Origin of the sequence: Brevundimonas sp., from assembly GCF_051858995.1 — a bacterium.
Lineage (GTDB): Bacteria > Pseudomonadota > Alphaproteobacteria > Caulobacterales > Caulobacteraceae > Brevundimonas.
This window is the reverse complement of sequence record NZ_JBHYGN010000012.1, coordinates 98,517-119,363: the sequence shown is the minus strand read 5'-3', so window position 1 is coordinate 119,363 and position 20,847 is coordinate 98,517. Positions and strand designations below refer to the sequence as shown.

Genomic DNA, 20,847 nt, shown 5'->3' with positions numbered 1-20,847 from the left:
GCCGACAGATCGGGACAGTGGCGCGGCTTACGCCGAATGCTGGCAGCCCCTCCCCTTTCGCCTTACTGATCGCTTCGCTCTCAGAGGCTCAAGCCCTCTCCCGCCGGGAGAGGGTCACCGCATCTCCACCCGCCGCGCGCCCGCCGGGATCGCCAGCTCGCCCTCTACGAAGCGCGCCACGCGGCCGTCGATGCTGACGGTCGTCGGCGCGGTCTCGCCCGCCGGCCATCGCACCATGAAGCCGCCCGGTGGCGTGACGCCCGGCTCGATCGTGAGGACATGGCCCCGGCGGTCGGAGCGGAAGCTGTAGGTCAGCGGGCCATAGGCCGTGCGGACGGCGCGGACGCCGACGCCCTCCCCGGCCAGCCAGCGGGTCGGCACGCCCGCCGCCAGCACCAGCGCGTGGTCGCGGTCGCGCTCATAGACCAGCATGTCCATGACCGAGCGGATGTAGTCCGAGCTGATCCAGGCGTGGGGCATGTCGCCGATGAAGCGGGGCTCGCGCTCCTCGCGACCAACGACCTCGGCCCAACCGTTCCAGGCGCTCGGACGGATGTCGGCCAAGTAGAAGTGCAGCGCCCGGATCGCCTCCTCGCGCCGCCCCAGCCGCACCATGGCCCCGACGTTGCGCAGCTCATAGGGGGTGTAGTCCTTCCACGCCTGGCGGTTCTCCTGCCGGGCGGTGAAATTGTCCCACCATTTGTCGAAGGTGCCGGTCAGGAGTTCTTGCGGCAGGTCGTCGATCAGGCCGCCGGGCGACAGGCCGATGGTGGTCGAGGTGGCGTCGAAATCGCCCCGGTCGGCGGCGCCGGCGATCCAGTCGATGCCGTGGGTCCGGGCCGTGGCGCTGATCGATGCGATGACGTCGGCCTTGAACTCGGCCTCCGACGCGCGGAAGCGGGCGGCGGCGGCGGCGTCGCCCAGGGTCTCGGCGATGAAGACGGCGTCGGCGTAGCCGCGCAGGCCCCAGAAGTCGTCCCAGTAGCTGTAGGCCGGTCGGTCGGAATAGCCCTCGTGGCTGATGGTCGGGGGCAGCAGACCGAACAGGTGGCGCTTGTCCGCCGCCTCGAACTCCGGCGTGCGGGTCGAGGCGCGCAGCTCGTCCATATAGCGGATGGCGCCCTGCACCTGCGGCCATGTAGCGCGCAGGAGCTCCAGATCGCCGGTATAGCGGTAGGTCTCGGCGGCGAGGAAGACGAACTCGCCGTGGCTGTCGTTCTCGGGCACCGGATCGGCGCCGCGGGCGTCGACGCAGCAGGGCACCTTGCCGTTGTCGAAGACATAGGGGGCGAACCAGCGCAGATAGTCGGCGGACAGGTCGGCGTGGCCCAGCCGGTTCAGCCCCTCAGCCATCATGGCCCCGTCGCGAATCCAGCTGCGGTTATAACTGCGGGTGCCCGGCTGCAGGATCGGTCCCTGACGCGACATCAGCATATGGGCGAGCGAGGACTTCATCACCGCCTCGACCGGCCCGGCCTCGGGCGGCAGGGTGACGTCGAAGCGGTCGAGCTTCTCGCGCCACCCAGCGGCCGTCTCGGCCTGACGCGCGCTGAAGAAGGCGGCGGGATCGTCCGCGCCTTGGGTGTCGTAGAAATACAGGTGGTCGCGCGTGAGCGGCGACATGAAGCCGAAGGTCCGCGTCTCACCGGGCGCCAGGGTGACCTCATAGATGAAGGCGCCCGAGGCCAGGCCGGTCGGATCGACGACCGTGCGACCGCTGGTCCGACCGGAGGCGAGCAGGCTCTGCGGGTCCGACCCGGCGGCGAAGGTGGAGGCGACGTAGCGGTCGGGCGTCACGATGGGCCGGATGGACGCCCCGCCCTGGAGCGGCAACACCCCGTGGGCCTGCCAGGTCATACCGTCGATGGGCGACACCCCGCCGGGCGTGGTCAGGAACTGGCGCGGGCCATTGACCTGGAAGGGCCGCGCGGCGAGCGCCAGCGTCAGGGTCCGGGGCCGATCGGAGGTGTTGCTCAGGTCATAGCGGCCATAGATGGAAGGCGGTCGCCGCCCGCCCTCGGTGAAGGCCGTGGTCTTCAGGGTCCAGCCGTCGCCGGTCCACAGCACCGACGGGATCGGCAGGTCGCCGTCCGCCTGCGACTGGGTGATGTTGACATCAGCCCAGGTGATCAGCCGCCCGTTCTCGACCACGAAGGGCTCGATGGTCTGGCCGCCGCGACGCAGCTCGATGGCGCCGTCCTCGCCGATCAGGGCGCTTTCGCCGCCGCCGTCGAGGCCGACTAGGGTCCAGTAGGGCTGTTCGCCATGGAAGCCGCGCGGATAGAGGCCGCGACGGCTCTCGGCCGCCACCGCGATCATGAAGCTGGTCTGGCTCTCGCCGAAGGCCAGCGGTTCGATCTCCAGCCCGGTCAGGGCGTAGGCATTGGCCGCCGCCTGTCCCAGCCGCTGGCCCGCGCCCGCCTGACCGACGACGCCGCTCTCGTCCAGCGGGGCCAGCAGGTCCAGCCGCAGCCAACGGGCCGAGGCCTCGGGCGTGCGCAGCCAATCGGTCCCGCCGTTGCCGTCGCTTACCGCCGCCAGCTCGCGCCAGTCGCGGCCGTCGGAAGAGGCCATCAGCCGATAGCGGGAGGCCGCCATCCGCTCGGCCCAGCGCAGGGTCAGGCCGCCGAACTCGCGCTCATAGCCAAGGTCCAGCGTCAGGCTCTGCTCGCCCGCGCCTGTGGTGCGCCAGAAGGTCAGCGGGTCGTCGTCCACCGCGCGGGCGGCGACATTCAGCCCGTCCTCGCTGGTGGCGCTGGCGACGGGGCGCGGCGCGACCGAAGGTTCGGGCGGCAGTTCGCGCAGTTCGAGCTGGTCGATCTCGAGCCATCCCTGACCGCCCTGCCCCGCCGTGACCACGAACTCGATGCGGGCGGCGCCGCGAAAGGTGCGGTCCGGCTCAGGTCCCCAGGCCCAGATGATCTGGCGCTTCTTGATGACATAGCGGGTCCATTCGCCGTTCGCCTCGAAGCGCTGGACCTGACGCCAGTGGACGTTCTCGCCCGACGCGTCGGTGAACTTGATCTCCAGCGTATTGGGCAGCATTTCGCCCCGCGCCCAGAAGCTGATCTCGTAGTTCTCGGGCACGCGCAGATCGAGGGCGCGGGCGGCGAAGGCGTAGCCCGAGCGGCCGTTGAAGTCGTACGTCAGCCGCATGGCCTTGCCGTCGTGGCCGGGGACCTCGGAGATGGCCGAGGAGACGTCCGTGGAGGCGTCGGCGGCCCAGGGCGTCAGGGTCTCGAAGGCATCTAGCGGGCGTGTGGATTGAGCGTGGGCAGCGGTCGCCAGAGCGAGGGCGGCGGTGGTGGCCAGCAGGAAGGTGCGCATAACTCAACTCCGTCATTCCTCCCCTCATGGAGAGGGGGACCATCCGAAGGATGGTGAGGGGCGCCGGCCCCGGATACCGGCGAAGCGGACACGCCTCTCCACCGCTTCGCGGTCCCCCTCCCCCAAGGGGGGAGGCACGGACCGGCTAGCCCTTCACGCTGCCCGCGAGCATGCCGCGGATGTAGTAGCGCTGCAGGGCGAGGAAGAGGATCAGGACCGGGGCCACGGTGACGGCGGCGCCGGCCATCATCATCTCGGCGTCCTGCACGTGCTCGCGCGACAGGGCCGCTAGCGCCACCGGCAGGGTGTAGTTGGACTGGTCCGTCAGGATGATCAGCGGCCACAGGAAGTCGTTCCAGCTGCCCAGGAAGACGAACAGGGCCAAGGTCACGAGGATGGGCTGCATCGTCGGCAGGACCACCTTGCGGAAGATCTGGCTCTCGGAGGCGCCGTCCACGCGGGCGGCCTCGAGCATCTCGTCAGGGATGCTGAGCGCATATTGGCGCACCAGGAACAGACCGAAGATGGAGGCCAGCCAAGGCACCAGCGCCCCGGCGTAGGTGTTCACCAGCCCCATCGACTTGAGCATCAGGAACAGCGGCAGGGTGCCGATCTGGGCGGGCACCACCAGGGCCGCGACCAGCAGCTGGAACAGGCGCTCACGCCCCCGGAACTTGAGCTTGGCGAAGGCGTAGCCGGCGGGGACGGTGAAGCCCAGCGCCAGCAGGGTCGCCAGCGTGGCCAGGGCGAAGCTGTTCCACATGTAGCGTCCCATGCCCTGGGTCACGAACAGGTCGCGGTAGTGCTCCAGCGTCCAGTGCTTCGGCCACAGCGGCGGCGGGAAGGCGGCGGCCTCGCCGGTCGACATGAAGCTGACCGAGACCATCCAGGCCAGCGGGAACAGCACCGCCAGCGCGATCAGGGCGACGGCGAGATTGAGGAGGACGGCGCGGAGCTTCATTCGTACGCCCCCACCTTCTTCGCCACGGCCAGCTGCACCAGCGTCACGGCCAGGATGCAGATGAACAGGACGAAGGCGACGGCGCTGGCGGAGCCGAGGTTCCACCATTTGAAGCCCTCTTCGTACATGAAGTAGAGCACCGTCACGGTCGATTGGGCGGGGCCGCCCTGGGTCATCACATACGGCTCGGCGAACAGCTGGAAGAAGCTGGCGACGGCGATGATCGAGACCAGCAGCAGGGTCGGGGCGATGGCCGGCAGGGTCACATGGCGGAACTGCTTCCACGGCCCGGCGCCGTCGATGCGGGCGGCCTCATAGAGCTCGTCCGGTACGGTCTGCAGGACGGCCAGGAAGATCAGCATGTTGTAGCCGAAGGTCTTCCAGACCACGAACATCAGGATGGCCGGGATGGAGGTCGAGGGATCGCCCAGCCAGTCCACCGGCGGGATGCCGAAGGCGCCGAGCGCCCAGTTGATGACGCCATAGCGGGTGTGGAGCATGTAGTTCCACAGCACCGCCGTGGCGACGAGCGTCGTCACATAGGGGGCGAAGAACATCACCCGCCACACCGGCCGCCATTTGATCACGCGGGCGTTGAGGATGACGGCGGCGGCCAGGGAGGCGGCGATGGACAGGGGCACGCCGATGACGGCGAACAGGCCGGTGTTCTTCATCGCGCCCCAGAACAGGGGGTTGGCGAACAGCCGCTCATAGTTCTGCAGGCCGACGAAGCGCATGTTGCCGATGTCGGCCAGGGCGTAGATGTCGAAGTCGGTCAGGCTGAGCAACAGGGCCGCGAAGACCGGGATGGCGAAGAAGACGCCGATGGCGATCAGGGCCGGGGCGACGAAGCCCCAGGCGGCGCGCTCGCGCTTGCGGAGGGATGAGGTGGTCGCGGTCACTCCGCCCTCCCCTGCTCGATCATCCAGCGGCGTTTCTCCAGCAGGCGGTCGGCGCGGCGGTCGATCTCGGCGGCGGCGGCGGCGGGCGCGAACTCGCCGCGCACCATGCGTTCGGCGACGATCTGCATCTCGGTCACGATCCGCTCCCATTCAGGGACCTTGGGCACAGCCTTGGCGCGGGCCAGTTGTCCCTTGAACGCGGCGATGTAGGGGTCGTTCGCCACCGTCGGCGCGGCCCAGGCGCTCTCGCGGGCCGGGAGGTTGCCGGTGACGCCATTGAAGACAGCCTGTATCCGCGGCTCGGACAGATAGCGGACCAGCTTCCACGCCGCCTCCTGATGCGGCGACGAGCGGTAGACCACCAGTGACGATCCGCCGGGGGCCGAGGCGCCGGGACCGGTCGGGCCAGGCACGCCCGCGGTCATCCACTGGACGCCGGGCGACAGGCGATCCTTGAAGTCGCCGATGGTCCACGGGCCGGAGAAGTAGAAGCTGAACCAGCCGCGCTCGAACTCGGTCCAGACGTTGGAGATCTGGGCCGCCGAGGCGATGGGGGCCAGCCCCTCGTCGAACAGGCTCTTGTAGAACTCCAGCGCCGCGATGAAGGACGGGCTGGCGAAGTTGCCGCGCGTGTCGCGGTCCTTCAGCAGCGGCGCATCGCCTTGCAGGCCGAAGGTCAGTAGCTGTTCGAATTCGTTCAGCGGCAGCAGAACGGCGTATTTGTCCGGCCCGACCACCCGCTTGACCGCATGCATGGCCCGCTTCCACTCGGCCCAGTCGCCCGGCATGGCCTCATAGCCCGCCTGCCGCAGCAGGTCGGTGCGGTAGAAGATCAGCCGGGTGTCGACGTACCAGGGCGTGGCCATGGGCCGGTTGTTGATCCGGTTGGTGTCCAGCACCGCCGGGAACTGGTCGGTCAGCAGGTCCGCGGCCTCGGCCGGCATGGGGCTGATGGCGCCGATGGCGGTCATCTCCGACACCCAGGTGTTGCCCACCTGGCTGACGTCCGGCAGCGAGGCGCCGGCGTAGGCGGTCAGCAGCTTCTGGTGGGCGGCGGTCCACGGCAGGGCCTGGACCTCGACCTTGATGTCCGGGTTCAGCCGCTCGAACTCCGGCAGGATCTGACCGACATTGGTGGCCTCGGAGCCCATGGCCCAGAAGCGCAGGCGGGTGCGGCCGTCGTTCGATCCGCCACAGGCCGACAGACCGGTCGCGGCCGCCCCGGCCATCAGGCCGAGCGCTGTCCGTCGATCCGGCCGGAAGGTGCTCATGCGTTATCCAGCCATCCGCCGGTGAAGCCCGCGCGCTTCAGGCCGCGGACCAGGTTCGGCTCGCGGTGCATGGTCTTCCAGACGATCTCGGAGCGATGGTTCTCGATCTGGATGACGATGGGGCCCTGGTCGATGCCCAGATAGTCGTCGGCGACCCAGCCGATGCCCGGCAGGATCTTGCCATGCTGCAGCGGACCGTCGCGCTGGGTCAGGGTCGGGTTGAACGAGTCCAGGAAGCCGTAGCGGGTGTAGACGCCCGCGCCGTAGCGGGCCTTGACCGTGTTCAGCCAGGTCAGGACGTGATCCGGCGCGAAGGGCAGCGAGGCCAGGGCCGCGGTCGGGGCGATGGTGCCGTCGTCGCGGTCGCCGGGGCCACGAGCCGAATAGCTGAAGAACTCACGCTCGCGGCCGTCGATCACCTGACGGAAGTCGCCCGGGCCGTCACAGGCGGTCAGGCCCCAGACGTCCTGTGAATAGCCGGCCCAGCCCATCGGATTGTCGACGGCGTATTTCCGCTGCGCCTCCACGGCGCGGACGCTGTTCTGGAAATAGTCGAAGCCGGGCATTTCGGCCTGCTGTTCGCGCATCCAGGCGTCGTGGATGCCGCGGAAGTCGATGTACATGTGGCTGAACTCGTGCCCGAACAGGGGCGCGAAATGCAGGTGTTTGGGCCCCCAGACGTCCGTCCAGCTGTGGTCGTAGACGCTGCACCACTCGTCCCAGACCGTGGTCGGGACCGGATGGGTCGGGCTGCCGATGGCCAGCAGCAGGACGATCATGCCCTCGTTGTAGACGTTCCAGTCGGCCGGGATGTAGCCGGTCTCGGGGTGCCAGCCCATGGTGATGCGGTTCGGACGGACCACGGCCCAGTCCCACTCGACCCGCTCATAGACGGCCTGCGCCCGCTCGCGGATTTCGCGCTCCTGCGGGTGGTCGCCGTCGAACCAGCGGGCGGCGAACAGCATGCCCGCGATCAGCAGGGCGGTGTCGACGGTGGACAGTTCGGTCGTGCCGAAGCGGTGGCCCGTCTGCATGTTGAGGAAATGGTAGAAGAAGCCCTTGTAGCCGCCGTTGCCGGTTGGCTCGGGGCCCTGCGGCAGCTCATGGAAGAAGCGGATGGTGGTCAGGGTGCGCTCGCGCGCCTCTTCCCGGCTCATCCAGCCGCGCTCGACTCCGATGGGCCAGCAGGTCAGGGCGAAGCCGACGGCGGCGACGGACGAGAAGGACTCGGTCGGCCAGCGGTCCGGCGTCAGGCCGTTCGAGCGATTGGTGACATGGGCGAACCAGTCGAAGGTCTTGCGCTGCAGGTCCTCGAAACCGGCGTCGAGACGCGGGCCGGTCGGGGCCATGGCGGCGGTCGACGGCGTGGTGGCGCAGCCGGTCACGGCCACGGCCGCGCCCACGAAGGTCGATCCCATCAGAAAGCGTCTGCGGTTCATCGGGATCACCTCTTAACTCGGATACTGAAATCAAAAAAATGGCCGCCCCCGGTGTTGGGCTGGGAGCGGCCGTTCAGGCTCAGGAGATAGTCGCCCCTGACGGGCGGCCCGCAAGCCGCCCCGGGGTCGCACCGCTTACCAGCGGTAGCGCAGGCCGACCTGGAAGCTGCGCGGCGGCGAGATCAGGCGGCTCGGCTGACCGAAGTTGGGGTTGGTGTTGCCCGGGCGCGGGATGAAGCCGCCGACCCATTGCTCGTAACCGAAGTTCGTTTCGTTGGTGACGTTGATGGCGTCCAGCACCACCCCGATCCTGTGGCCGTTCCAGACGGTGAAGTCCTTGGACAGGCGCATGTCGATCTGGGCGAAGGCGAACGGACCGAACACGTCGTTCGGCTGGCCGCGGCCCGGCAGGAAGGTCACGCCGCCGCCCGGGTTGTCGCGGATCTGGGTGTAGGCCTGACCCGAACCCAGGGTGATCAGTGTCGAGCCCGTGATGCCCCACGGCAGGTCCTTGATGCCGCTCAGGACGATGCGGTGACGCTCGGCCGCATCGGCGCGGTGCCAGCCCCAGGCGGCCGCGTTCGGCTCGTCCAGGACGTAGGGATCGCGCGCGCCGTACTCTTCAGCCTCGGCGATGGTGTAGGCGAGGTTCACGCCCCAGCCCGACGCGGACGAGTAAGGCTTGTCGAGGGTGAAGTAGAGGGCGTCGTAGCGGGCCCGGTCGCCGGACTCGCTGATGATGATGTTGCCGTAGCCGGCGGGCGCCTGGCCCCACGGCAGGTCGCCGGTCGGGCTGCGGAAGCTGCCGTCCGCGAAGCGGTTGGCCAGCACCCACGAGAAGCCGTTGTAGCTCTCGATGTGGCTGTAGGTGACCGTCGCGGTCCAGTCGCCCATCTGATGACGAACGCCCAGGGTCGTCTGATCCGAGTAGGGCATCTCGACTTCGTTCGACAGGAGGTAGACCTCCTGACCGCCCGTCGCGGAGACCAGGCCCAGCAGGGCGTCGCGGTCATAGTAGGCGTCGTTCCAGGGCGTGCCCGGGCCGAAGTTGACCGTGTAGGTGCGGTAGTTGGCCTTGGCGTTCTCGACCTGGGCGTAGTCGTACAGCACGCGGTCGTAGTAGCGACCCCAGCCGCCGAAGATGACGGTATTGCCGTCGTCGTTCAGGTCGTAGTTGAAGCCGACGCGCGGCTGGAAGGCGCCCGTGAAGCTTTCGCGATTCGAACCGGTCGAGATGTAGTCATCCCAGTTCACTTCGCGGTTGTTGGTCCAGCCCCGCAGCGCCGTCGCCAGGGCGGGCGCCGTGACGAAGTCGTTGTTGAGCATGTTGGACTCATAGTCCCAACGCAGGCCCAGGTTCAGCTGCAGCTTCGAGGTGATGTCCCAGTCGTCCTGGATGAACAGACCGATCTGGGTGTTGTCGCCGGTGGACAGCGGATCGCCCAGGCCGATGCGCGCGCGGATCGGATCGCCGGCGAAGCCGTAGTCGGTCGGGGCGTAGATGTATTCGCCCTCGAAGGCGTCGTACTGGACCGCCTCATACTCAAGCTGGGCGACCTTGATCCCCATCTTGATCAGGTGGTTCTCGACGCCGAGCAGGGTCAGGTCGTTGCGGAAGGTCCAGCCGGTTTGGCCCTTGTCCTGGGTGTAAGGGCGACGGCCGACCTGCAACTGGCCGTTGTCGGTCGCCTCGGTGCGGCCCGAACCGATGGCGCTGGGAGCCCAGAAGGCGTCCAGATAGTCGATCGAGGCTTCGTTCAGGAAGTTCTCGCCCGACCAGCTCCAGCGCAGGTTCACGCTGGTGGTGTCGACCTGGATGTTCTCAGCGCGGTCGAAGGTGGTGCCGCCGCCGAAGCCGCGCACGTCATCCTCGGTCCGGCGGGTCACGCTCAGATCGACCTGGTGGTTCGTCGCCGGGGTCCAGCTCAGCTTGCCGAAGTACAGCTCGCTGCGGAACGGCACGACGAAGGCGCCTTCATACTGGTCCCGGATGGCCTGCGGGATGGCGTCGTTCAGGTCGACGCGGGTGGCCCGGTCCTGATTGTTGGCCTCGTAGCTCAGGAAGTAGTGCAGCTCGTCGCGGATGATCGGGCCGCTGACCCAGCCGCCGAACTGTTCACGCTTGTAGTCCGGCTTCGGGGCGTTGTTGCGAACGTCGAAATAGTCTCGGGCGACCATGCTCTCGTTCTGGAGATAGCCGAAGATCTCGCCCTGGAAGTCGTTGGTGCCCGAACGGGTGACGGCGGTGATGATCGCAGCGCCGGCCTGCTCGTACTCAGCCTTGTGGTTCTGGGTCGAGACCCGGAACTCCTGGATCGCCGCCTGCGGGAACGGGTTGCCGCGGCTGGAGTCCTGACCGGCGATGCCGCCCTGCAGGACGTTGTTCTTCAGGTTCTGGCCGTCGATGAAGACGTTGGTCTGCGAGGCGCCCAGCGCGCCCGACGAGAAGTTGCGGCGCTCGGGATCGTCCGACACCCGGACACCGGGGGCGAGGGCGGCGAAGTTCAGGAAGTTGCGCGAGTTTTGCGGCAGGTTGTCGATCTGGGCGGTCGAGACGTTGGTCGCGACTTCCGAGGTGCGCATCTCGACCAGACGACGGCCGCCGGTGACGACGACTTCGCCCAGGTCGGTCGCGCCCGGATCAGCGGCGGCGACGCGGCCGCCCACCGACAGATCGACTTCACCGACCTGACCGACGCCGATGGTGACGCTTTCGGTCGCCGACTGGCCGTCCGTGGTGCTGACGGTGATTTCGTACGAACCGGGACGCAGGCCGGTCAGGACGTAGGCGCCGCTGGCGTTGGCGGTGGCGCGGGTGGTGTAGCCCGAACCGACCTCGCGCGCGGTCACGGTCGCGCCGGCTTCAACAGCCGCGCCGTCGGTGACGACACCGCGAATGGTCGAGGTCGAGGCCTGCGCGAAGGCCGCCCCGGCGGACCCCAGCGCGATCGCGACGGCGAGAGCGGACGCCGCCCCCAAATATTTCCCGGTCTTGCTCGTCATCACAGTTTCTCCCCTTCAAGAGACAGTGTTTGTTTGTTGTCGGATGCCGCGCCGGACAGCCCGGACGGCGAAATCAACGGGTTACTGGAAGCCCTCACCACCAGTTCCGGGCGCACGACCTCGCAGGCGGTGTCGGCGGCGGATCCGATGAGTCTCACGAGCCGTTCGAGCGCGTTGCGGCCCGTCTCGGCGATATTAATCTTCAGCGTGGTCAGGCCCGGACGAACCAGCCCGGCCAGCGGGATGTCGTCGAAGCCGACCATGGCGATGTCTTCCGGCACGCGGAAACCGGCGTCCTGGAAGGCCAGCAGGGCGCCGACGGCCATATTGTCGTTGGCGGCGAAGACGGCGTCCGGGCGGTCGGCGTGACCGACCAGCGTCTCGCCAGCGGCCTGACCCGAGCCCCGGGTGAAGGCGCCGTCCACGATGGTGGTGGGCAGGCCGGCCTTGGCCATGGCCTCCAGATAGCCCGCCAGCCGGGCCTCGGCCTCGAGGTTGCCCGCCGGTCCGGCGATGTGGGCTATGCGCTTGCGGCCAATGGCGATCAGATGCTCGACGGCGGCGACCGCGCCGCCATGGTTGTCGACCACGATGGAGGGACGCCCGTCCGCCGCCGCGCCGCCGTTCATCAGCAGCACCGGCGTGCGCCCGGCCAGGCCCGAGGCCAGGTTGGCGGCGCCGAGGTGGGGCGACAGGACAATCAGGCCGTCCACCCGCCCGCGCATCGAGCGAATGGCCGAGGAGGCCTCATCGGCGTCGTCGTGCGACGAGGAGACGATCAGGTGGTAGCCCAGCGACCGCGCGGCCACATCCATGCCGCGGATCAGCTCGGAGAAGAACTCGCCATACAGGTCGGGCAGAATCACGCCGACGGTGCTGGTCTTGCTGGTGGACAGGCTGCGCGCGCCCGAGTGGGGTACGTACTGCAGGGCCTCGACCGCCTCGAGCACCCGCTGGCGGGTGGCCTCGGTGACCGGTCCGGCGCCGTTCAGGACACGCGAAACCGACGCGACGGACACGTCCGCGCGTTCGGCGACGTCCCGGATGGTCGCGGCCTTCAAGCCTGACCGTCCGCGCCGTGAGGCTGCGTGGTTGAACGAAGCAAAATCCTGTCTCCCTGGGGCGGTCGCCCGATCCCGGCCCGCTTTCCGCGAGTCCGTTCGAAGCACCGTGTAACCGATTACATGACATATGATTCACGTGCCCCGCAAGGGCCGGATTTTCGCCACAACCGGTTCAGGGCAGTCTGTCGCAGGCTTCAGGGGTCGCCGAGGCTGTCAGTGGGAACCCATTTTTCCGTGGCGCACGGACGATTATGCCCCATTCCGCAGTGGCGGATCAGGCCGTCTCAGCGCACTCGCTTGTAATAGGCCTCGATCAGATCCAGCCGGTCCTTGAACGGAATTGGCCTGGCCACCGGTCCGTCATTGGTGAACTCCAGCAGGTGGTCGCCGTCGGCGCCGACCTCGGGCCAGACCGGTCGATCCGCGCCGTTGGGACTGCCGGTGCGGGCGAAGGCGGTCCAGTAGTCGGCCATGACCGTCGCCTGCCGCTGGTCCATCTCCTCGGTCGGCCAAGGCGAGGCGGACAGGTTGTCGAAGACGTACTGACGCTCCGACGCATGGGTGGCGCCGCCGTGCGGTTCGGGCATGGCGGCGGAGACCACGTCGAAGCGATAGATGAAGGCCGGATGGCCGTTGGCGGCGTGCAGCCGCGCCAGATGACGCGCCGGTTCGTGGAACACCAGATCGCTGAGGACATGGGCGTTGTAGCCGTCCTCCCCCCCATAGGCGGCGAGGAAGGCGGCGCGCTCGTCCGGGGTCATGGCGTCGTCGATGGCGCCGTAGGGGCTGAGGTCGGTCGGCTTCATCCACCAGAACTCGGCGCTGTTGGAGCCGATGATCAGCGGCGTCGGCGCCTCGCGTCCGGCGGCGAAGGCGGTCTCGACGTCCTCGGAGATATAGACATCATCGCGAACCAGCAGATCACCGCCGTAGAAGCTGGGCGCCGGGGTCAGGAACTGCTCCGCCGGAATGGCGCGCAGCTGGGCGGGCGTGGCGTCGATCAGGCCCAGACCAGCGGCGAAGGCCACGCCGCGCTCCTGCATCGACGGATCGCCGTTGGGGCGCAGCTCGGTCAGGGGCGTGCCCTGATCCCGGCCCAGCCCGGACTGGACGACGGCGCGGTGGAACAGGCCACGCGCCTGCGGGGCGATCATCAGCCGAGTGACCAGCGCGCCGCCGGCGGACTCGCCGAAGATGGTGACATTGGCTGGATCACCGCCGAAGGCCGCCGCATTGTCGCGCACCCAGCCAAGCGCCGTGATCACATCCATCAGGCCGTAGTTGGCCGCAGGCTCGACCGGCTCCCGCTCCACCGCCAGCGCCGGATGATCGAAGAAGCCCAGCCGTCCGAGGCGATAGTTCAGCGTCACCACCACCGCCCCGCGCCGGGCCAGGCTGGCGCCGTCATAGAGCGCCGCGGTGCCCGAGCCGTTGTTCAGCCCGCCGCCATGGATCCAGACCATGACCGGCAGGGGTTCGCCCGCATGGTCGGCCGGGGTCCAGACGTTCACCGTCAGACAGTCCTCGCTCATCGGCAGGGGACCGACGCCGTTGTCGCCGTTCGAGGGCGGCTGGATGCAGATCGCCCCGACCTGACCGGCGTCCAGCGTGCCGCTCCACACCTCGGCCGGACGCGGCGCGCGCCAGCGTCCCTCCCCCACCGGTGGCGCGGCGTAGGGAATGCCCCTGAAGCTGTCGATCCCGTCGACCCGCCGCCCCAGCAGGGCGCCATGGGTGATCCGGGCCGTCGGCCGGGGCGCCTCGACGTCGGGGGTCTGGGTGTCCGGGGAAGTCGCCATGAGGGCCGCCGCCGCGAAAAGTGAAGCTAACATCCGCCCACCCTAGCCTTGGCGGCCTGACAGGCTCAAATGACGGTTTGTATTTCTCGCCGCGCCCTGAGGAACCGCCGAGAGGCCAAAGCGTTACCGTAAGCGGAGTGTGGGGATCAGATTGAAGGAATTGGCGAAATCGGGCGGCCTGTCGGTCGATCTGGCGAGCGCGTTCGACGCCTCGCCCAATCCCTATATGCTGCTGACCCCTGACCTGCGTTACGCCGGAATGAACCGCGCCTATCTGGACGTCACCCAGAGGTCGCGCGAGGACTTGCTGGGCCAGCACGTTATGGCGGCCTTCGACGCCGGAGGCGACGAAGCGAATGCCGCTCGTCTTCTGGCCTCGTTCGAGAAGGTGCTGGCGACCCGGCAGGTCGATCACATCCCGATGCTGCACTACGCGATTCCCCTGCCCGACCTCGGCTATGTGGACCGCTATTGGAGTTGCACCCACAGCCCCGTGCTCGATGAAGCCGGAGAGCTTCGCTACATCCTGCAGCACACCAGCGACATCACCGAACTGCAGACCCTGCGGCGACAGGCCAGCGAGCGACGCGGCGCCGGCGGTGAAGGCCCTTCGGCTCTCGACTCCATTCTCAGCGGACAGATCCTGCGCCGCGCCGAGGACATGCAGGCGGACAACCAGCGCCTCGCCACCGAGCGCAATCAGCTGGTCGACATGTTCATGCAGGCGCCCGGCTTCGTCGCCGTGCTGAGCGGGCCGGAGCATGTGTTCCAGATGTACAACCCGGCCTATGGCCAGCTTATCGGGCACCGCGCCATCACCGGCAAGGCCATCCGCGAGGCCCTGCCGGAGCTGGTCGGCCAAGGCTATTACGAGTTCCTCGACACGGTGTTCGAGACCGGCGAACCGCACGAGGGGCGCGGCAGCCGGGTCCAGCTTCAGCGCACGCCCGACGGACCGCTGGAGACCGTCTATCTGAACTTCATCTACCAGCCGATCCGCGACGGCGCGGGCAAGGTGGCGGGCATCTTCGTGCAGGGCCACGACGTCACCGATAACGTCCTGGCCGCCGACCGCCAGAAGCTGATGATCGACGAGCTGAACCACCGGGTGAAGAACACCCTGGCCACGGTGCAGTCGATCGCCATGCAGACGGCGCGCTCGCACACCGACCCGAAGAGCTTCGCCGAAAGCTTCCAGGCCCGCCTGCTGGCGGTGTCGCACACCCACGACCTGCTGACCCGCAGCCACTGGGAGGGCGCGGACCTGCGCGCCATCCTGGAACATGAGACCGAGGCGCACGGGGCGCAGCGGATCAGCCTGAACGGCGCCCCGGTGGCGCTGGGCCCCGCGGCCGCCCTGTCGTTCGGCATGATCTTCCACGAACTGGCCACCAACGCCGCCAAATACGGCGCCCTCTCCAATCCGGACGGGCGCGTGCTGGTCGACTGGGCCGTGGCCGACCAGACCAACCCCGTCCTGCACCTGACCTGGCGCGAACTGGACGGCCCGTCGGTGGTCGAGCCCACCCGTCGCGGCTTCGGCAGCCGCCTGATCGAACGCAATGTCCGCCATGACCTCGCCGGTCAGGTGACGGTCGAATACGCAACCTCCGGCTTCACCGCGGAGTTTATGGTCCCGCTGGACCAGGAGAAGAGTGAATGAGCGAACCCCTGTCGGGCCGCCGCATCCTGATCGTCGAGGATGAGTCCCTCGTCGCCATGCTGCTGGAGACCATCCTTGAGGACATGGGCTGCACCCCCGTGGGGCCGGCGGCCAATATCGACGAAGGCCTGGCGCTGGCGACCGACGACGCCGCGCTGGACGCCGCCCTGCTGGATGTCAATGTGGCGGGCCGTCAGGTGTTTCCGGTGGCCGAGGCCCTGAAGGCGCGCGGCGTGCCCTTCGTCTTCTCCACCGGCTACGGCGAAGGCGGCCTGCCCGACGAATGGCGCGGCCAGCCGACGATCCAGAAGCCCTTCACCGAAGCCGCCGTGCGCGATGCGCTGATGGCGGCGGTGGGGGTCGCGAGGGCCTGAGAAAAGGAATTAGGGCTTAGGGGAGGCCCTGCCCGCTTCTAATTCCTAACTCCTACGCCCTAATTCCTTCAGAATGGCCCGGGCCGCATTATGCCCCGGCGCGCCGGTCACCCCGCCGCCGGGGTGCGCGCCTGATCCGCACAGATAGAGGCCCGGCACCGGCATTCGGTGATCGGCGTGGCCCAGCACGGGGCGGGCGCTGAACAGCTGATCCAGGGTCAGGCGGCCGTGGAAGATATCGCCGCCGACCAGGCCGAAGCGCCGCTCCAGATCCCGCGGTCCCAGCGCCAGCCGCCCGATCACAGACGCCTTGAAGCCGGGGGCGTGCCTGTCGACCGTATCGATCATCAAATCAGCCACCGTGTCGCGGTGTTCGTCGGCCAGATCGGGCGAGACGTGCTGGCAGAACAGGCTGGCCACATGCTGTCCCGGCGGGGCCAGGCTGTCGTCCAGCGTCGAGGGGATCAGCATCTCGACGATGGGCTCGCGCGACCAGCCGTCCAGCCGGGCGCTGGCGTGGGCGCGGTCCATATAGGCCATAGACGGGGCGATGATGATGCCCGCCGTCAGGTGATCGCCCTGCCCCGGCAGGCTGGTGAAGTTCGGAAGCTCCGACAGGGCCACGTTCATGCGGAAGGTGCCGGAGCCGGACTGGTAGTTGCCGATCCGGGCGCGAAAGTCGGCGGGGACCACGGCGTCGTCCATCAGTCGCTCGAACAGCAGGCGTGGGTGCAGGTTCGACACCACGGCGCGGGCGCGGACAATGTCGCCGCCTTCGGTCACCGCCCCGACGGCCCGCCCCTTCTCGGTCAGGACCTCCGCCACCGGCGCGTCCAACCTGATCTCGACGCCCAGTTCGGCGCAGGCGCTCGCCATCGCCTGGGTGATCGCCCCCATGCCGCCGACGGCGTGGCCCCACACGCCCTTCTTGCCGTTCACCTCGCCGAAGACATGGTGCAGCAATACGTAGGCCGAGCCGGGCGAATAGGGACTGCCGTAGGCGCCGACGATGCTGTCGAAGCCGAACAGGGCCTTGATCGGGTCGCTCTCGAACCAGCCGTCCAGCCAGTCACCCGCCGACTTGGCGAACAGGTCCAGCAGGTCGCGGCGGCCCTCGACATCCAGCGCCAGCCCCTGCCGCGCCAGGGCCGTGGCGCTGGCCAGTTCCGGCAACCGGGCCAGCCAGCCGCCCTCGGTCAGATTGGGCGGGCTCCGCAGGATCCAGTCGCGCAGGATCGACGCCACGACCTCCAGCCGCCGCTCGTACTCGGGCAGGCGTTCGGCGTCCCTGGCCGAGAATTTCGCCACCTCTCCGTGCGTCCGCCCCTCCCCCGCCAGCAGGTGGCGACCGTCGTCCAGCGGCAGGAAGTTCGACACCCTGCGCTCGACCACCCGCAGCCCGTGGCGCGGCAGGTCCATGTCGGCGATGACCTTGGGGTTCAGCAGGCTGACGGTGTAGCTGGCGGTCGAGTTGCGGAAACCGGGGTGGAATTCCTCGGTCACCGCCGCCCCGCCGACCACATGTCGCCGCTCCAGCACCGTCACCTTCAACCCCGCCTTCGCCAGATAGAAGGCGCAGACGAGGCCGTTATGACCGCCGCCCAGGATGACGACGTCGGTGGTTGTGGTGGTCATGCGATCTCCCCGCCTGTCCTGTCCATCTTGTATCGGGGTCTCAGCCTCCGCCCCTCGGGTCAAGAGCGAGGGTGGACGCAAATTCACTGGCTGTCCCGGCGCCCGCAAAGCTAGACCGTACCCAGTCGAGTCGTTCGGGAGGGGCGTATGCGTAGAGTTCATCAGGGTCTGTCGGCGGTCATTCTGGCCGGTCTCGGCGTCTTCGCGACCGGCGCGGTCGCTCAGGAGGCGGCGACGCCGTCCTTCTCCTCGCGCCTCGCCCGCGTCATCACCCCTCTGGAGGTCGGCCCGAACGGCCTGTCGGGCGCGGGCGCACCGGTCCTGACCGAGGCCGTCTCCGCCAGTCGCTATGTCATGATCGGCGAGACCCACATGACGCGCGAGATTCCGGCCTTCACCACCCAGATTTGCCGCCTGATGGCGCCGGGCGGCCTGACCGCCATGGCCATCGAGACCGGTCCGGAAGCGGCCCGCGTCATCGACGGCGCCATGCGATCAGACGACCGCGCGACCCGGGTGGGCGATTTCCTGCAGGCCAATCCGGACGGCGTGGCCTTCTACCGTGGCAGCGATGAGGTCGAGACGGCGGGCGACTGCGCCGCCGCCGCCGGAGCGGACTTCGAACTCTGGGGCCTCGATCAGGAATTCCTCGGCTCCGCGGACCACCTGCTTCAGGAAATGCTGGCCGCCGAGCCGGGTCCCGTCGCCCGCGCCGCCCTGACCGATCTGGCCGCGAAGTCGCAGGCCGCCACCGCCGTCGCCCGCGCCTCGGGCTCGCCGATGGAGCTGTTCCTGCTCTCGGCCGCCCAGGCCGATCTCGATCAGGCCGCCGCCGCGATCGCGCAGGATGGCGGAACGCGCGTCCAATACCTGTTCGGCCTGCTGACCGAGAGCCGCGCCATCTATCAGGCGTCGCAGGCGCGTCAGGGCGACCCCAACGGACGCCGCGCACGGGCGATGAAACGCACCCTGGCCGCCCACCTCGCCGAAAATCCCGGCGCGCGGGTGCTGCTGAAGTTCGGCGGCTGGCACGTCTACAAGTCGCTCAACCCGCTCAACCAGCGTGACCTCGGCGCCTGGGTGGCCGAGCGCGCCGACGGCGAAGGCGTCACGGCCCTGCACATCCTCGTGGAAGGGGTCCGGGGCGAGCTGGCCGGCTATGGCGGCGTCGCACGGCCCGCCCGGATCCAGGCCTTCGACGTGACGAACGACGAAGGCGCGGACTGGCGCAAGGACGTCCTTCTCGCCCAGCCTGCGGACGCCGCGCCGGGATCGTGGATGCTGGTCGATCTGCGCCGACTCCGGGCCGAGGGCCTGACCTCCGCCCCGCCGGAATGGCGTGACCTGGCGCTGGCCTACGACATCGCCGTCCTGGCTCCCACCTTCAGCGCGACCAGCCTGCTCGGCGACGAGGCGGCGGCTTCGCGCTGATCGCCTAGACCGCCACCGCCAGCGCCGGATCAGCCCGCATCCGCTCCAGATCGCGGCCCGGCGGGTGGCCGAACAGGCGGGCGTATTCCCGGCTGAACTGCGAGGGGCTGTCGTAGCCGACGGCGAAGCCCACGCCGGCCACGTCGCGCCCCTGCGCCAGCAGGCGATGCCGCGCCTCCTGCAGGCGGATCTGCTTCTGGTACTGCAGCGGGCTCATGGCCGTGACGGCCTTGAAGTGGCGGTGCAGCGAGGTCTCGCTCATCCCCGCCACCTCGGCCAGACGGTCGATCCGCATGGGCTCGGCGTAGTTCCGGCGCAGCCAGCGGATGGCCCGCTTCACCTGTGCCTGCCGCCCGTCCATGGCCGCCAGTTGGCGCATCATCCCGGCCCGCTCGCCGCGCAGCAGACGCCAGACCAGTTCGCGGTGGATCATGGGGGCCATGACCCGCGCCTCCTCCGGCCGCTCCAGCAGCCGGACCAGGCGGATCACGACGTCGATCAGATCCTCATCCATGTCGCTGACCGCCAGCCCGCGCACCGGCGCGGCTTCCGGGATCGCCCCTTCGCTCTCCAGCAGCAGTTCGGTGATGGTGGCCGGGTCCAGCGGCACGCCGATAGCCAGGTAGGGCGCCGCGATCACCCGGCCGCTGACCGGCAGGTCGTCCGTCACCACCAGATACTGGCCCGCCCGATAGGGGTAGCTCTCCGTTCCCAGCGTGGTCGTCTTGGCCCCTTCGAGGATCAGACAGACCATGGCCTCATAGACCACCTGCTGGGCCTCGGTGACCGTGGTGCTGGCGATCAGATGGACGCCCGCCCCGGTCATGGGGCCGACGCCCTCGGGTGACTCCTCCCCCATATGGGCGCGGACAAGACTGGCGAGTTCGGGCAAGCGGCTCATGGCGCCATTCAAGCCCCGTCTGGCCCTACTCGCAAGCACGACCGCAGTCGACTGGCGGGATTGTGCAAGAGACTGGCGCGATCCGTCTACGGGTCCGACGGGGCGGCGGCGCATACCGGGGCTCCCAACCAAGGAGACTTCCCATGACCTCCAATACTCCCCGCGTCTGGTTCGTCACCGGCGCCTCGCGCGGCCTCGGCGCCGCCATCGTCCGGACCCTGCTGGACGCCGGTGAGCGCGTCGTCGCCACGGCCCGCAAGCGTGACGCCCTGACCACCGCCTTCGGCGCCGACAGCGACGCCCTGCTCTCCCTGTCGCTGGACGTCACCGACGAGGCCGCCGTCCGCGCCGCCGTCGAGGCCGCCACGACCCGCTTCGGCCGCATCGACGTGCTGGTGAACAACGCCGGCTACGGCAATCTGTCGGTGTTCGAGGAATCCACCGCAGAGGACGCCCGCGCCCAGTACGAGACCAATGTCTTCGGCCTCATGCACGTCACCCGTGCGGTCCTGCCGGTCATGCGGGCCCAGCGCTCGGGCCGCATCTTCAACGTCTCGTCGGTCGGCGGCATCGTCGGCGGCGCCAGCGGGACCCTGTACTGCGCCTCGAAATTCGCGGTGGAGGGCTTCAGCGAGTCCCTGTCGCAGGAAGTCGCGCCGTTCGGCATCCACGCCACCATCGTCGAGCCGGGCTTCTTCCGCACCGACTTCCTCGAGGCGACCTCGGTCAAGCACGGCTCCAACCCCATCGCCGACTACGCCGAGACGGCGGCGGCGCTGAAGGCCTTCTACGACAGCCGCAGCCAGAACCAGGCGGGCGATCCGGTGAAGCTGGCGCAGGCCCTGATCACCCTGGCCAATGCCGAAAACCCACCGGTCCGCTGGTGCGCCGGCACGGACGCCCTGGGCATGGTGCAGGCCAAGATCGACAGCCTGCAGGCCGAACTGGACGCCTGGCGCGACCTGTCCGCCAGCACCAACGGCGACTTTGAGTTCCGTGAGGAGAGCGGGTCGAGCGCCTGGGGATGAGGCTCGGGAGGGATTGGGGAAGAGGGATTAGTGGGCCGGAAGCGCCGCG

The 20,847-nt window shown here is 68.8% G+C and carries 14 protein-coding genes; 4 read left to right on the top strand and 10 right to left on the bottom strand.

Annotated elements, in window-relative coordinates; genetic code table 11:
* Positions 1 to 114: 114 nt before the first annotated feature.
* From ACTIEF_RS14260 to ACTIEF_RS14225, 8 genes are all read right to left on the bottom strand, one after another.
* The gene (locus ACTIEF_RS14260; protein WP_439472803.1) at positions 115 to 3,327 is read right to left on the bottom strand and encodes a discoidin domain-containing protein; all 3,213 of its coding nucleotides are present in this window, start codon (positions 3,325 to 3,327) and stop codon (positions 115 to 117) included.
* Positions 3,328 to 3,472: 145 nt separating this feature from the next.
* Entirely contained in the window at positions 3,473 to 4,288 is an 816-nt protein-coding gene (locus ACTIEF_RS14255; RefSeq protein WP_439472802.1) for a carbohydrate ABC transporter permease, read from the bottom strand.
* Positions 4,285 to 5,190 (bottom strand): carbohydrate ABC transporter permease, encoded by a 906-nt coding sequence (locus ACTIEF_RS14250; protein ID WP_439472801.1) that lies wholly within the window; start codon positions 5,188 to 5,190, stop codon positions 4,285 to 4,287. Before ACTIEF_RS14250 ends, ACTIEF_RS14255 begins: the two co-directional genes overlap by 4 nt.
* Entirely contained in the window at positions 5,187 to 6,461 is a 1,275-nt protein-coding gene (locus ACTIEF_RS14245; protein WP_439472800.1) for an extracellular solute-binding protein, read from the bottom strand. Before ACTIEF_RS14245 ends, ACTIEF_RS14250 begins: the two co-directional genes overlap by 4 nt.
* Complete coding sequence (locus tag ACTIEF_RS14240) at positions 6,458 to 7,900, bottom strand: glucoamylase family protein (RefSeq protein ID WP_439472799.1); 1,443 nt, start codon at positions 7,898 to 7,900, stop codon at positions 6,458 to 6,460. The genes ACTIEF_RS14245 and ACTIEF_RS14240 overlap by 4 nt, the downstream gene beginning before the upstream one ends.
* A gap of 135 nt (positions 7,901 to 8,035) precedes the next feature.
* Positions 8,036 to 10,903 carry a TonB-dependent receptor gene (locus tag ACTIEF_RS14235; protein WP_439472798.1) on the bottom strand — a complete coding sequence of 956 codons (2,868 nt, stop codon included), beginning with the start codon at positions 10,901 to 10,903 and terminating at the stop codon, positions 8,036 to 8,038.
* Positions 10,903 to 11,964, bottom strand: a complete 1,062-nt coding sequence (locus ACTIEF_RS14230) for a LacI family DNA-binding transcriptional regulator (protein WP_439472797.1) — start codon at positions 11,962 to 11,964, stop codon at positions 10,903 to 10,905. The genes ACTIEF_RS14235 and ACTIEF_RS14230 overlap by 1 nt, the downstream gene beginning before the upstream one ends.
* Positions 11,965 to 12,251: 287 nt before the next feature.
* Entirely contained in the window at positions 12,252 to 13,766 is a 1,515-nt protein-coding gene (locus ACTIEF_RS14225) for a carboxylesterase/lipase family protein (RefSeq protein WP_439472796.1), read from the bottom strand.
* A gap of 151 nt (positions 13,767 to 13,917) precedes the next feature.
* Here ACTIEF_RS14225 and ACTIEF_RS14220 point away from each other — a divergent pair, with 151 nt between their 5' ends.
* Complete coding sequence (locus tag ACTIEF_RS14220; RefSeq protein ID WP_439472795.1) at positions 13,918 to 15,429, top strand: sensor histidine kinase; 1,512 nt, start codon at positions 13,918 to 13,920, stop codon at positions 15,427 to 15,429.
* Positions 15,426 to 15,803: a response regulator gene (locus tag ACTIEF_RS14215; RefSeq protein WP_439472794.1), complete on the top strand. Its 378-nt coding sequence runs from the start codon at positions 15,426 to 15,428 to the stop codon at positions 15,801 to 15,803. Before ACTIEF_RS14220 ends, ACTIEF_RS14215 begins: the two co-directional genes overlap by 4 nt.
* A 45-nt stretch (positions 15,804 to 15,848) precedes the next feature.
* On the opposite strand, the gene ACTIEF_RS14210 is transcribed toward ACTIEF_RS14215, so the two are convergent.
* Positions 15,849 to 17,438 (bottom strand): phytoene desaturase family protein, encoded by a 1,590-nt coding sequence (locus ACTIEF_RS14210; RefSeq protein WP_439472793.1) that lies wholly within the window; start codon positions 17,436 to 17,438, stop codon positions 15,849 to 15,851.
* A 147-nt stretch (positions 17,439 to 17,585) separates the two neighbouring features.
* Here ACTIEF_RS14210 and ACTIEF_RS14205 point away from each other — a divergent pair, with 147 nt between their 5' ends.
* The gene (locus ACTIEF_RS14205) at positions 17,586 to 18,869 is read left to right on the top strand and encodes a hypothetical protein (RefSeq protein ID WP_439472792.1); all 1,284 of its coding nucleotides are present in this window, start codon (positions 17,586 to 17,588) and stop codon (positions 18,867 to 18,869) included.
* Positions 18,870 to 18,873: 4 nt separating this feature from the next.
* Here ACTIEF_RS14205 and ACTIEF_RS14200 read toward each other — a convergent pair whose 3' ends face one another.
* A complete protein-coding gene (locus ACTIEF_RS14200; RefSeq protein ID WP_439472791.1) occupies positions 18,874 to 19,770 on the bottom strand; it encodes an AraC family transcriptional regulator N-terminal domain-containing protein in 897 nt (298 codons plus the stop codon).
* A gap of 143 nt (positions 19,771 to 19,913) precedes the next feature.
* Here ACTIEF_RS14200 and ACTIEF_RS14195 point away from each other — a divergent pair, with 143 nt between their 5' ends.
* A complete protein-coding gene (locus ACTIEF_RS14195; RefSeq protein ID WP_439472790.1) occupies positions 19,914 to 20,798 on the top strand; it encodes an oxidoreductase in 885 nt (294 codons plus the stop codon).
* The last annotated feature ends 49 nt before the right edge of the window (positions 20,799 to 20,847 follow it).